This window comes from Streptomyces sp. RKAG293 (assembly GCF_023701745.1).
Classification (GTDB): domain Bacteria; phylum Actinomycetota; class Actinomycetes; order Streptomycetales; family Streptomycetaceae; genus Actinacidiphila.
Genome location: NZ_JAJOZB010000001.1, coordinates 1,923,526 through 1,936,352, shown reverse-complemented (window position 1 = coordinate 1,936,352; position 12,827 = coordinate 1,923,526). Strand labels below are relative to the sequence as shown.

13 protein-coding genes are annotated in these 12,827 nt (G+C 72.8%); 1 reads left to right on the top strand and 12 read right to left on the bottom strand.

The annotated features are described in order from the left end of the window. Positions 1–94: 94 nt before the first annotated feature. The 5 genes from LNW72_RS08450 to LNW72_RS08430 form a co-directional block, all read right to left on the bottom strand. The gene (locus LNW72_RS08450) at positions 95–1,108 is read right to left on the bottom strand and encodes a BadF/BadG/BcrA/BcrD ATPase family protein (RefSeq protein WP_250974841.1); all 1,014 of its coding nucleotides are present in this window, start codon (positions 1,106–1,108) and stop codon (positions 95–97) included. A 4-nt stretch (positions 1,109–1,112) separates the two neighbouring features. After that, on the bottom strand, positions 1,113–1,955 hold the full coding sequence (locus LNW72_RS08445) for a phospholipid scramblase-related protein (RefSeq protein ID WP_250974840.1): 843 nt from the start codon (positions 1,953–1,955) through the stop codon (positions 1,113–1,115). A gap of 25 nt (positions 1,956–1,980) precedes the next feature. Continuing rightward, a complete protein-coding gene (locus LNW72_RS08440; RefSeq protein ID WP_250974839.1) occupies positions 1,981–2,658 on the bottom strand; it encodes a uracil-DNA glycosylase in 678 nt (225 codons plus the stop codon). Between the two features lie 19 nt (positions 2,659–2,677). Continuing rightward, positions 2,678–3,766 carry a sialidase family protein gene (locus tag LNW72_RS08435; protein ID WP_250974838.1) on the bottom strand — a complete coding sequence of 363 codons (1,089 nt, stop codon included), beginning with the start codon at positions 3,764–3,766 and terminating at the stop codon, positions 2,678–2,680. 227 nt (positions 3,767–3,993) lie between these two features. Further along, positions 3,994–5,085, bottom strand: coding sequence for an NADH:flavin oxidoreductase/NADH oxidase (locus LNW72_RS08430; RefSeq protein WP_250974837.1), 1,092 nt, complete (start codon positions 5,083–5,085; stop codon positions 3,994–3,996). A gap of 110 nt (positions 5,086–5,195) precedes the next feature. Here LNW72_RS08430 and LNW72_RS08425 point away from each other — a divergent pair, with 110 nt between their 5' ends. Next, a complete protein-coding gene (locus LNW72_RS08425; protein ID WP_250974836.1) occupies positions 5,196–5,567 on the top strand; it encodes a helix-turn-helix transcriptional regulator in 372 nt (123 codons plus the stop codon). An 84-nt stretch (positions 5,568–5,651) separates the two neighbouring features. Here LNW72_RS08425 and LNW72_RS08420 read toward each other — a convergent pair whose 3' ends face one another. From LNW72_RS08420 to LNW72_RS08390, 7 genes are all read right to left on the bottom strand, one after another. Continuing rightward, complete coding sequence (locus LNW72_RS08420) at positions 5,652–6,992, bottom strand: FAD-dependent oxidoreductase (protein WP_250974835.1); 1,341 nt, start codon at positions 6,990–6,992, stop codon at positions 5,652–5,654. Positions 6,993–7,093: 101 nt separating this feature from the next. Beyond that, entirely contained in the window at positions 7,094–7,744 is a 651-nt protein-coding gene (locus tag LNW72_RS08415) for a TetR/AcrR family transcriptional regulator (protein WP_250974834.1), read from the bottom strand. A 166-nt stretch (positions 7,745–7,910) separates the two neighbouring features. Next, positions 7,911–8,714 carry a DUF1295 domain-containing protein gene (locus tag LNW72_RS08410; RefSeq protein WP_250974833.1) on the bottom strand — a complete coding sequence of 268 codons (804 nt, stop codon included), beginning with the start codon at positions 8,712–8,714 and terminating at the stop codon, positions 7,911–7,913. Further along, positions 8,711–9,973, bottom strand: coding sequence for a cyclopropane-fatty-acyl-phospholipid synthase family protein (locus LNW72_RS08405; protein ID WP_250980060.1), 1,263 nt, complete (start codon positions 9,971–9,973; stop codon positions 8,711–8,713). The genes LNW72_RS08410 and LNW72_RS08405 overlap by 4 nt, the downstream gene beginning before the upstream one ends. Before the next feature lie 80 nt (positions 9,974–10,053). Next, positions 10,054–10,779 carry a DUF1365 domain-containing protein gene (locus LNW72_RS08400; RefSeq protein WP_250974832.1) on the bottom strand — a complete coding sequence of 242 codons (726 nt, stop codon included), beginning with the start codon at positions 10,777–10,779 and terminating at the stop codon, positions 10,054–10,056. Beyond that, positions 10,776–12,050 carry an FAD-dependent oxidoreductase gene (locus LNW72_RS08395; RefSeq protein WP_250974831.1) on the bottom strand — a complete coding sequence of 425 codons (1,275 nt, stop codon included), beginning with the start codon at positions 12,048–12,050 and terminating at the stop codon, positions 10,776–10,778. The genes LNW72_RS08400 and LNW72_RS08395 overlap by 4 nt, the downstream gene beginning before the upstream one ends. Positions 12,051–12,119: 69 nt before the next feature. After that, on the bottom strand, positions 12,120–12,809 hold the full coding sequence (locus LNW72_RS08390) for an HAD-IA family hydrolase (RefSeq protein ID WP_250974830.1): 690 nt from the start codon (positions 12,807–12,809) through the stop codon (positions 12,120–12,122). Positions 12,810–12,827: the final 18 nt, after the last annotated feature.

The following is a 12,827-nucleotide window of genomic DNA, read 5'->3' as shown; positions in this document are numbered from 1 at the left end:
CGTCGCATGCTAATGCCTCGTGGTGCGCGGGTGTTCGGGTGGGTACGTCCTAGGGGGACCTGTCCCGTTCCGTCCGAATTTCCTTCACGTTCGGTCACATTTGGCTGTGCGGATGCACGTGCATCGGGACGTGCAGCAGAGCCGGGTCCTCCGGCAGCGACAGCGTGCCGGAGGCGAGCGCGCCCGCGATGCGCAGCGCGCCGAGCAGCGGGTCTCCGTCGGCGGGCACGAACTCCGCCTCGGGGAACACCTCGGGCGCGAGCTCGCGCAGCGGGCCGAGCAGCGGCTCGCCCATCTTGAACAAACCGCCGGTCAGCGCCGTCCGGCACGAACCGGTGGCGGTGCCGGTGACCGGACGTACGGCGGCGGCCGTCTCCAGGATGTGCCGTGCCGCCTGCCGCAGAATGTCCGCGGCCACCGGATCGGCGGCCGCGCAGCGGGCCACCGCCGGGGCGAACGAGGCGAGTACGGCGGGACGGTCGGGCCGTGGGTACAGCTGCCCCGGCAGCTCGGCGACCGGGCCGAAGAGCGCTTCGGCGCGCTCCAGGAGCGCGGCGGAGCCGCCCGGCCGCCCGTCGTGGGCGCGCAGGGCGGAATCCAGCCCGGCGCGGCCGATCCAGGCGCCGCCGCCGGCGTCGCCGAGGAGATGGCCCCAGCCGTCGGCGCGGCGCCAGCCGGAGCCGTCGAGCCCGGTGCCGAGGGCGATCATGCCGGTGCCCGCCGCGACCACGACGCCGGGGCGCATGCCGAGGGCGCCCGCGTACGCGGTCACCGCGTCCGCGGCGAGCGCGAGCGCGCGCACGCCGAAGGCCTCCCGCAGCGCCCCGGGCAGCACGGCGCGCAGATCGTCGCCGAGCGTGGCCATGCCCGCGGCGCCGACCGCGGCAGCGGTGAGCTGCTCCGCGCCCGCCGCCCGCATCAGTTCACGCGCGGCGGGGAGCACTTCGTCGAGCAGGCTGTCGGCGTCGATACCCCGCTCGGCGACCACGGCGGGCCGCTTGGAGGAGACCGGCGCGGACCTGGCGGTGCCGTCGGCGCGGGCAAGGGACACCCGCACCCCGGAGCCGCCGGAGTCCACACCGAGGACCCAGCCGCCGGAACCGGCCATCGGGTCAGCCGAGCCCGCGGGAGTCCTGCTTGAGCGCGGTGTCCACCGTGAGTGCGGAGGCGACCACCATGCTCAGCAGCGGCTCGGAGAGCTGCCGGTGGATCTGCAGCACGTAGTTGTCCGCCGTGGTGAACATGGTCTTGGCCAGGCCCTCCCACGTCTTGGTGATGCGGGCGACCTCGGTGTCGGTGTGGTCGACGATCGCGAAGTTCCAGGCGCGCCAGTTCTCGGCCTTGATGGCGCCGATCTTCTGGCCGTTGACCTCGAACGAGAAGTTGATCTTGCCGATGGCGTTCTGCTGGACGATCTCGCCGAGCGTCTGGCCGTCCGGGCGCTGCACGATCACCTTGGACTTGATGAACTTCGCCGGGCGGGTGAGCAGCAGCTGCGGCTGCCCGTGGGCGTCCCGCACCTCCAGCTTGACCGAGAGGAACTGGTCGACGCTGGAGACGAAGCGCAGCACCTTGCGGGCCGTGCTCTGGCCGACCTGGCTCACCGAACCGAGCGAGCGGCCCTGCTGGTCGAACACGCTGTACTCGTTGTTCAGCTCGATCAGCTTGGCCTTCTGGTTCACCACCAGGATCGGCTCGTTGAACAGCGTGCCGCCGCCACCGCCGGCCGGCGCGACGCCGGCCTGGTGCTGCACCTGGCGCTGCACCTTCGACGGGTCGTGGCCGCCGTCGACGTTCAGTTCCCAGGCGTTGTTCGTCTGCTGCTGGGGCACCTGGCCCGGCTGGCCGGTGTTCGTGTGCTCGGTCCACTGGGATCCGTCCCAGTAGCGGAGCAGGTTCGGGGTGCCTTGCGGGTCCGCGTACCAGCCCGCAGGAGTATTCGAATGCGTCGTCACCCGGGCAGCGTACAGTCCGGCTCCGTCACGGCAGGCGCCAGTCCACGGGATTGGCGCCGAGTCCTGTCAGCAGGGCGTTGGCCTGGCTGAACGGCCGGGAGCCGAAGAAGCCGCGGTCCGCGGACATGGGTGACGGGTGGGCCGCTTCGAGCGCGGGCAGTTCGCCGAGCAGCGGACGCAGATTGCGGGCGTCACGCCCCCACAGGATCGACACCAGCGGGGTGCCGCGCGCCACCAGCGCCCGGATGGCCTGCTCGGTGACTTCTTCCCAGCCCTTGCCCCGGTGGGCCGCGGGCTTGCGGGGCGCCGTGGTGAGCGCCCTGTTGAGCAGCAGCACGCCCTGCCGCGTCCACGGCGTCAGGTCCCCGTTGGACGGCCGGGGTACGCCGAGGTCGGTGCAGAGTTCCCGGTAGATGTTCTCCAGGCTGCCGGGCAGCGGTCGCACCTCCGGAGCCACGGAGAAGCTCAGCCCCACCGCGTGGCCGGGCGTGGGGTACGGGTCCTGACCCACGATCAGCACCCGCACCTCGTCGAACGGCTGCTGGAACGCGCGCAGCACATTCGGCCCGGACGGAAGGTAGGTGCGTCCCTGGGCGATCTCGGCGCGCAGGAAATCTCCCATCGCGCCGATCTGCCCGGCGACCGGCTCCAGGGCCTTCGCCCAGCCGGCCTCGACGATTTCGTTCAACGGTCGCGCTGTCACGATCCGTCACTCTAGTGGCTCAGCCGATGACGGCCGCACGCACGCACAGCACGTCGGGGAGATGGGAGACGGCCGGCTGCCAGCTGTCGCCCTCGTCCGCGCTCGCGTACACCTCCCCGTTGCGGTTGCCGAAGTACACCCCGGCCGGCTCCGCGTCGTCCAGGCACAGCGCGTCCCGCAGGACGGCGCCGTAGTGCGGCTCCTGCGGCAGCCCCTGGGAGAGCGGGGCCCAGGTCCCGCCGCCGTCCTCGGTCCTGAAGACCCGGCAGCGCAGGTCCGGCGGCAGCCGGTGGGAGTCCGCGGTGATCGGGAAGACATAGGCGACGCCGCCGCGGCGCGGATGGGTGGCGATGGTGAAGCCGAAGTCGGCGGGCAGGCCGGCGCCGATCTCCGACCACTTCGCCCCCGCGTCGTCACTGCGGTAGACCCCGCCGTGGTTCTGCAGATACAGCCGGTCCGGGTCCTCGGCGTCCTGCGCGATCTTGTGCACGCACTGGCCGAACTCCGGGAACCGCTCGGGCTGGAAGGTGCACTGCACCCCGGTGTTGGACGGTGTCCAGCTCGCCCCGCCGTCCAGCGAGCGGTAGACCCCGCCGGTGGACACCGCCACGGTCACCACATCGGCGCTACGGGGGTCGGTCACCACCGTGTGCACGGCCTGGCCGCCGAACCCGGCGTTCCACTCGGCCCGTTGCGGGTGCTCCCACAGGCTGCGGACGAACGCGAAGCTCTCGCCGGCGTCCTCGGAGCGGAACAGCGCGCCCGGCTGGGTGCCCGCGTAGACCACGTCCGGGGCGGCGGGCCCGGCCGGATGCAGCTGCCACACGCGCTCCAGCGAGGTGCCGGTGTCCTCGGGGAACTTCACGGCGGGCCGGGCGGGCTCGTGCCAGTTCGCCCCCAGGTCGTCGGAGCGGAACACCGACGGCCCCCAGTGCGAGCTGTCCGCCCCCACCAGCAGCCGGGGCGTATCGCGGCGCGTGTCGATCCCGATGGAGTACACCGCCTGCATCGGGAAGTGCGGGCCGCCGAAGTCCCACTCCCCGCCGCTGTTCCTGCGGCCGAGGAACAGACCCTTCTGGGTGCCCACCGCGAGCAATACGTCGTTCATGGCACGTCGCCTCCAGGATGGAATGTGTCCGACATCACAGAGTCTCCACCCCGCCACTGACAATGGCCCCCCGTGCGGAGTTCCCGCAGGTCGGTGCCGCGTCCTCCGGCCCCGTTCGGCTGCCTCGGTGAACTACTGGAGCGGTCGGGACCCACGGGATCCGGGACCGCGGCGCAGGCCGGACCGGCCGGACCGGCCGAAGCGCCGGATCCGGTGCGGGCCGGGTCTCAGATGGCCCATCCGTACTGGTCCGGAACGCGGGACTCCGTGCCCAGTTCGCGCGCCGCGCGCAGCGCCCAGTGCGGGTCGCGCAGCAGCTCGCGGCCGAGCAGGACGGCGTCGGCCCGGCCGGAGGCGATGATCTCCTCGGCCTGCCGGGCATCGGTGATCATGCCGACCGCCGCCACCGGCAGATCGGTCTCCGTCCTGACCCGCTCGGCGAAGGACACCTGGTAGCCGGGCCCGGTCGGGATCCGGACCTTGGGAACGTTGCCGCCGGTCGAGACGTCGAGCAGGTCGACGCCGTGGGCACGCAGTTCCTTCGCCAGCCGGACGGTCTCGTCCGCGGTCCAGCCCTCGCCCGCGCCGTTCTCCGTCAGCCAGTCGGTCGCGGACACCCGGAAGAACACCGGCAGGTCCGCGGGCCACACCGCGCGCACCGCGTCGACGACCTCCAGCGCGAGGCGGATCCGGTTCTCGAAGCTGCCGCCGTACTCGTCGGTGCGGTGGTTGCTGTGCGGGGAGAGGAACTCGTGGATCAGGTAGCCGTGGGCGCCGTGCACCTCGACGACCTGGAAGCCGGCCGCGAGCGCGCGCCGGGCCGAGTCCGCGAAGCGCTCGGTGATCTCCCGGATCTGTTCGGTGGTCAGCTCCCGCGGTACGGGGTGGCCGTCGGCGAACGGCGCCGGGCTCGGCGCTGCGGGCTGCCAGCCGTGGTTCTCCGCGCCGACCGGGCCGCCGCCGCGCCAGGGCCGGTCCGTCGACGCCTTGCGTCCGGCGTGGGCGAGCTGGATGCCGGGAACGGTTCCGCGCTCCTTGAGGAAGCGGGTGATCCGGCCGAACGCCTCCTGCTGCCGGTCGTTCCACAGTCCGAGGTCGGCGGGGCTGATGCGGCCCTCCGGGCTGACCGCCGTGGCCTCGGTGAGGATCAGACCGGTGCCGCCGGTCGCCCGTGCGGCGAGGTGTGCGAAGTGCCAGTCGTGCGGTACGCCCTGCTCCGGACCGTCGACCGCCGCGCTGTACTGGCACATCGGTGCCATCCAGACGCGGTTGGGGATCGTCAGGGACCGCAGGGTGTAGGGCTCGAACAGTGCGCTCATGGCGCTCTCCTCGTCATAGGGCTCACCGGATCGCTTCACCGGACGCCTTCTACGATAGCCATCGTAATACGGTGGATGTCAAACTACGAGGAATCTCGTACTATGGATCCATGACACCGCAGACCGCCCCCGCCGCCCGTGCGCTGGAGCACCCGGAGCGTGCGGCCATCCGCCTCGAAGGCGTGCTCCATGCGCTGTCCGACCCCATGCGGCTGCACGTGGTGCGCACCCTGGCCGCCGCCGAGACCGAGCTGGCCTGCTCCGATGTCGAACTGCCGGTCAGCAAGTCCACCACCACGCACCATTTCCGGGTGCTCCGTGAGGCCGGGGTCATCGAGCAGACCTACCGGGGCACGTCGAAGATGAGCGGCCTGCGCCGCGAGGATCTGGACGCCCTGTTCCCCGGCCTCCTGGCCACCGTGCTGGTGGCGGCCGACGGGCAGTGCGAACGGATCCACCCGGGAGCGACCGCCGCCCGTTGAGACCGATGCCCGTCGGGGACGCCTCCCGTCGGGGACGCCGCCCGCTGAGGTCGCCGTCCCGTCGGGGGCCGCTCCCGGTTCGGGTCAGGCGGGCAGGCGTGCGGCGGCCAGCAGCCGCGCCCAGTCCTGGATCTTGACGGTGCCCCGGTCGAGCGACCGGCCGAGCGCCATCTCCGCGGCCTCGATGGACAGCCAGCCCGGCCACGCCACCGGATCGCCGCCGCCCGACCGCAGCGCCTCCAGCGGATCGCGGGGCAGCGGCCTGGCCAGCAGCCGCGGTACGTCCTCGAGCAGCGCCGCCACCGTCTGCTTGGCACAGGGCCGGTTGGTGCCGATCACCCCGGTCGGCCCGCGCTTGATCCAGCCGGCGACGTACTCACCGGGCGAGGGCACCCCGTCCCGCAGCACCCGGCCGCCGTCGTTGGGCACCACCGCGTGCCGCTCGTCGAACGGCAGGCCGGGCAGCGGCACGCCCTGATACCCCACCGAGCGCAGCACGAGCTGCGCCTCGATCTCCTCCGGCAGCCCCGTCCCGCGCACTCCGCCCAGCCCGTCGGGCACCGTCCGCTCGAAGCGGACGCCCGACACCCGCCCGTCGCCGAGGAGTTCGGCCGGCCGCAGGAAGAACCGCAGATGGATCCGGCGCGGCCGGCCCTCCGGGACCCGCGTGGTCCACTCGCGCAGCACCTCGACGTTGCGACGGGCCACGGCGGGCAGCGCGGAAGGGTCGGCGTACCCGGGATCGAGCGCCAACTCGTCGGCGTGCACGATGACATCGGCGCCCGACAGCCCGCCCAGCTCGCGCAGCTCCTTGGTGGTGAACTTCGCCTGGGAGGGACCGCGCCGCCCCACCATGTGCACATCGGTGACCTGGCTGGCGTCCAGTGCGGTGAGCGCGGACTGCGGGATGTCGGTGTGCCGCAACTCGTCCGCGCCGCGCGCCAGTACCCGGGCCACGTCGACCGCGACGTTGCCGACCCCGATCACCACCGCCGACCGGGCCAGCAGCGCGAACTGCTCCGGCGGCTCGTCCGGGTGGGCGCTGTACCAGGAGACGAAGCGGGTGGCGGAGTAACTGCCGGGCAGATCCTCGCCCGGTACGCCCAGCCGCCGGTCGGCGGCGGCGCCGAAGCAGTAGACCACCGCGTGGTAGAGCTCGCCGAGCCGCTCGGGGCCGAGCGCCGGCCCCACCTCGACATTGCCGAGGAAGCGCACCCGAGGATCCTCCAGCACCTGCCGCAGATTGCCCTGCAGGGACTTGATCTTCTCGTGGTCCGGCGCCACGCCGTAGCGCACCAGGCCGTACGGGCACGGCAGCCGGTCGAGGACGTCCACCGCCACGTCCGGCACGGTGGTCTGACGGGTCAGCGCCTCGGCCACGTACACGCCGCTGGGACCTGAACCGACTACTGCGACACGAAGCACGATCTGGCTCCTTCCGCCCGTACGCCCAGCATGCGCCATTCCCGTGCGTTGCGGGAGTGGCGCGCGCGCCTACGGCTTCAGGGGCGGGCCGCCGCCGGCCCTCAGGGCAGCGGCGAGCGCACCGGGCGGCGGGTGTCCGCGGCTCCGGGTCCGTCGTCGGCGGGCGGCGGAACGCCCATTTCCCACTCCAGCCCGTACCGCGTGAACAGCTCCGCCCGCAGCCGCGGCAGCGGCATCGGGACGCCGGGCACCAGGAGCGCGACCACCGCGCCCATCAGCAGCGCGCGCATCATCGGGTACTCCGTACCGGGATCCTCCGCGCCCCACCGCACGACCGTGTCCCGCAGCAGCGCGGCGAGCCGCTGCTGCTCGGCGCACTGGATGAAACCCTCGGCCTGCAGGATCGACGCCATATGCGTGCGCATCAATTTCGTGTGCGTCTGGGTCAGGCCCAGAATCGCGTCGATGGCCCGCGCCATCCGCTCCTGGCCGTCCTCGGTGCGCGGCTCCCGTTCCAGCGCCGCCGCCAGCTCCAGATGCATCAGACGGTGCACCGCGGACTGCACCAGCTGGCGTTTTCCCGGAAAGTAGTACGAGACGAGGCCTCGCGCGGTGCCCGCCCGGTCGGCGATGTCGGCGAGGGTGGTGGCCTCGTAGCCGTGCTCCTCGATCAGCTCCACCGTCGCCTGGAGGAGCCGTTCCCGGGAACGCCGCCGCATCTCTTCATTGACCGATGCGCTTCGGGGAGACATGCTTTACTCCTGCGTTGACTGGCTCTCAGCCAATATACTCAACGCACCCTCGCGGGCCTACGCGGCCGCGCGGGGAACGGGGGCCTGGATCGGCGCCCGGCGGCGCGGGGGACCGCCGGGCGTCGACCCGGTCACAGCGTGTCGGGGCCGGAGAACCGGTGGCAGGTCAGGACCGGTGCCGTGGCGGTCGGGGGAAGAAACCGCTGGTCCGGGCGGTGTACTCGGCGAATCCCGGGCGGCGCTCCATATGCCGCTCCAGCATCGGCTTGCCGCTCCCGCGGAGCAGCAGAAAGCTCATGACCAGTGGCGACACCAGGGTGATGACCGCGAGCGGGGTCGAGCAGGCGAGCAGGAACAGCCCCCACCAGACGCAGAAGTCGCCGAAGTAGTTGGGGTGCCGGGTCCAGCTCCACAGCCCGCGGTCCATGATCCTGCCGCGGTGGGACGGATCCCGCTTGAAGCGGGCGAGCTGGAAGTCGCCGACGGACTCGAAGAAGAACCCCACCAGCCACAGCGCCACCCCGGCCGACGCGAACCCGTTCAGCGCACCGGGCACGTACATGGCGAACTGGACGGGAAGCGACACCAGCCACACCAGTGCCGCCTGCAGCAGATAGACCATGCGCAGCGCGTAGAGGTTCCGGCTGCCGGGGGCGCGCGAGAGCATCCGGTCGTAGCGCGGATCCTCGCCGTGGCCCCAGCCGCGCAGGCCGATGTGCACGGACAGCCGCAGTCCCCACGCAGCCGTCGCGATCAGGACCAGCAGCCGCCGGGCCTCGTCGCCGTGGCCCGCGGACAGTGCGTACGAGACCGCCGCCACCCCGGCGAAGGCCGTTCCCCAGGCCACGTCCACGACCCGGTGCAGGCCCTTGGCCGCGCCGGCGGCGAAAGCCGCGAGGAGCACCGCCAGAGCCGCGCCGGCCGAGGCCGCGAGACAGGTGGCGAAGTCGGCCCACGGAAAATCGTTCACCGGGTGGCCGCCGCTCCGCGCACCAGCAGCAGCTGGCGCACATCCAGATAGCCGGACCGGAAGCCGGCCTCGGAGTAGGCGAGGTAGAAGGTCCACATCCGGCGGAAGGTCTCGTCGAACCCCAGCTCCGCCACCTCCGCGGCCCGCTCGGTGAAGCGCTCGCGCCACAGCTCCAGCGTCCGGGCGTAGTGCGCTCCGAACCCGGTGTCCTCCGCGATCCGCAGCCCCGTGTGGCGGGCCAGGACCTGCTCGACGGCGGTGACCGAGGGCAGCAGGCCGCCGGGGAAGATGTACTTCTGGATCCAGGTGAAGGTGCGCCGGGAGGCCAGCAGCCGGTCGTGCGGCATGGTGATGGCCTGCAGGGCGATCCGTCCGCCGGGCGCCAGGAGCCGCTCCAGCGCCCGGAAGTACACCGGCCAGAACTCCTCGCCGACCGCCTCGACCATCTCCACACTGACCACGGCGTCGTACTCGCCGCGGATCTGCCGGTAGTCCCGCAGCAGCACCGTCACCCGGTCCTCGTACCCCGCCTCGCGGATCCGCAGCCGGGCCAGCTCGCGCTGCTCCCGCGACAGGGTCACCGTCACCACCTCCGCGCCGCGTTCCGCGGCCCGCAGTGCCAGCTCGCCCCAGCCGGTGCCGATCTCCAGCAGCCGGGTGCCGGGCCCCACGGCTGCGAGGTCCAGCAGCCGGTCGATCTTCCGGTGCTGGGCCACGGTCAGCGGCTCGGCCCCGGCGGGGGAGCGGACGTCGGCGGGCTCGCCGTCCGGCGGGAACAGCGCCGCTGAATACGTCATCGACTCGTCCAGGAAGAGCGCGAACAGGTCGTTCGACAGGTCGTAGTGGCGGCTGATGTTGCCGCGCGCCCCCACGACCGTGTTGCGCTGGGCCGACGGCTGCCGCAGCGCCCACGCGCCGCGCAGCCGTTGCAGCGGGGCCGGGATGAGGGACGCGACGTGCGAGGCGAGCACGGTCAGCACCCCCACCAGGTCGTCGGAGTCCCATTCACCCGCCATATACGACTCGCCGAAGCCGACGAGTCCCGACGCGGCGATCCGGGCGAAGAAGGCGTCGGGGCGGTGCACCCGCAGCAGCGGGGCGTCCGCGTCCGGCGATCCGGCCGGTGCGCGGCCCGGCAGCGCGAGGCGCAGCGGGAGGCGGGTCACGGCCCGCCGCACCAGGCGCTCGGCGACGGCCGCGCGGACCGGCGCGCCGGGCACCCGGACGACGTCGGGCCAGAGTTCCGGGTTCACCGGCATGCCGCGAGCCACGGGCTGACGGGATTCCGGCGGGTCCGCCACCGACGGGCGGGAGAGGATCGGGCGGGAAACGGGGGCAGTCACTGCACACCCTCCTGGGGTCGGTGCGGGGGACGGGGCCGCACGGGCAGGCCGCGCAGGTACAACATGACGCCGTGCACCCGGATGAGCACGGACACGGTGGCCGTCGACCACGGGTGCCGCACGGCGGCCCGCAGCAGGCCCGCGGCGGTCGCCGGGCGCCGTTCGCCCCGCAGCGTCGCGGTGAACGGCCGGGTGCCGGCACGTTCCAGATGGACCGTCAGATCCAGCCGCGCGCCGGGTTCCGGCAGCCGCATGCGGTACTCGCCGTCCACCGGGAAGAACGGCGAGACATAGAAGTCCTTCGCGGTACCGGTCCGGCCGGCGGCGTCCGGGCGCAGCAGGTAGCAGTGCCGTTCGCCGTACGTGTTGTGCACCTCGGCGACGACACAGGCCGTCGAACCGTCTGAACGGTGGCACCAGTAGACGGTCAGCGGGTTGAAGACATGGCCGAACACCCGGGCCGCGGTGAGCATCAGCACCCGCCCGCCGGGCGGCTCCACCCCTTCCGCCGCGAGGAAGCGGTCGAGTCCCGCGCGGATGTCCGGTGCCCCGCCGCCGAAGTGGTCACGGGTCTCGAAACGGGCCAGCGGGCGCAGCGGGCGCGGCAGCCGGGGCAGCGCGTCCAGGTCCACCAGCCAGAGATACGTACGGTGCCGGAAGGAGTACCGCAGCGGGGCGGTGCGCACATGCGACACCACGCACTCGTACAGCGCCGCGGTCACCACCGGACCCCCAGCGCTTCGGCCGCCGCGACTCCCGAGCGGCAGCCGTCCTCGTGGAATCCCCAGCCGTGGTAGGCCCCGGCGAACGTGGTGACCGGGCCGTTGAGCTCCGGAAGCCGCCGCTGGGCGGCGACCGAGCGGGTGGTGAAGACCGGGTGCGCGTAGTCCATGCGGTCCAGGACCCGGTCCGGGTCGACCAGCCGCTCGCCGCCGAGGGTCACGACGTACTCCTGCGGGGTGTCCAGCCGCTGCAGCCGCGTCATGTCGTAGCTCACCAGGACCCGGTCGGGGGTGGCGCCGCACGAGGGCAGCAGATAGTTCCAGCAGCCGCGGGCGCCGCTCGCCCGGGGCAGCACGGAGGCGTCGGTGTGCAGCAGCGCGGGATTGCGGGAGTAGGAGAACGCGCCCAGCACCTCGGTCTCCGCGGGCGTCGGGTCGGCGAGCAGCCGCAGCGCCTGATCGGGGTGGACGGCGACGACCACGGCGTCCGCGGTGTGCTCCTCGCCGTCGCCGGTCCACAGCCGTACGCCGCCGGGATGCCGGGTGAGCGCGTGCACCGGGGCCGACGTGTGCACCGTGGTGAGCTGCTTGGCGATCCGCCGGACGTATTCGTGCGAGCCGCCGGTGACGGTCCGCCAGGCCGGCGCGCCGGTCACCGAGAGCATCCCGTGGTTGTCCAGGAAGCGGAACAGATAGCGCGCGGGGTAGCCGGCGGCCTGCTCCGCGCCGCAGGACCACACCGCGGAGACCAGCGGCGTCATGAAGTGCGAGACGAAGTACGGCGGGAAGCGCCGTTCGGCGAGGAACTCGCCGAGGGTCGGCTCCGGGCCGTCCGGCGGCAGCGCCAGCAGTGCGCGGGCCGCCCGGTGGAAGCGCGGCACGTGCGCGAGCAGCCGCAGATACCGGATGTTCGCCGCGTTGCCGGGGCGCGCGAACAACCCCGCCGCGCCGCGGGCCCCGGCGTACTCCAGACCGCAGCCGTCGCAGCGCACCGACATGCTCATGTCGGTCGGCTGGGTGGCCACGCCCAGTTCGGCGAAGAGCCGCGTCAACAGCGGGTACGTACGCCGGTTGTGCACGATGAAGCCGGTGTCGACGGCGAACGCCCGGCCGCCGTCAGCGGCCACGACGTCGTGGGTGTCGGCGTGGCCGCCGAGCCGGGCGTCCGCCTCGAACAGCAGGACGTCGTACGTCCCGCGCAGGACGTACGCGGCCGTGAGTCCGGCGATCCCGCTCCCGATGATCGCGACCCGACGTCGTTCCGTCATCACAGTCCGCCCTCCTCACGCCCGCATGTCCTGTCGGGTATTCGGAGCGGCGGCCGGTACGGATTGGTGGATCTACAGCAGATCGAGAATCTTTCGCAGACCGTCCGGCCGCTCGGCGGCCGGCAGATGGTCGACGAGGTGCACCGGGCAGCCCAGCGCCGCGGCGCCGGTGTCGGCCCGCCGGTCGTCGCCCACCATCGCGACCTGCGCGGGAGGCAGTCCCAGCGCCTCGCAGGCGATGGTGAACAGCCGGGGGTCCGGCTTCTGGATGCCGTGTTCGTAACTCAGCACATACGCGTCGACGAACGCGTCGAGTCCGTGGGCGCGGAAGACCGGCCGCAGGTCCCAGCCGATGTTGCTCACCACTGCCACCGCGGTACCGCGCTCGCGCAGTTCCTTCAGCACTCCGGCGCTGTCGGGGTAGGGCGTCCAGGCCTCCGGCGTCATATGGCGGTCGTACAGGGCGCCGTAGACGTCCCACGGCAGCTCCGCCTGCCGGGCCATGCCGGTGAACGCGGCCCGGTGCTGTTCCGCGCTGCGGTCCCGCTCCTGCCAGACCTCCCGCAGCGCTTCCGGCACCGCGCTCGGGTGGGCCCCGCCCGGCAGCGCTCCGGCCCGCTCCAGCCGCTCCGCGTACCGCGCCGCCTGCCCGGCGGGAACGTCGTGCCCGGCCGCGCGGAGGACCGCGTCCAGCCAGCGCCCGGCCGGTTCGATCCTCATCAGGGTTCCGGAGAAGTCGAACATGCATCCCTTGATCACCATGGCGCCATTCTCCGGAAC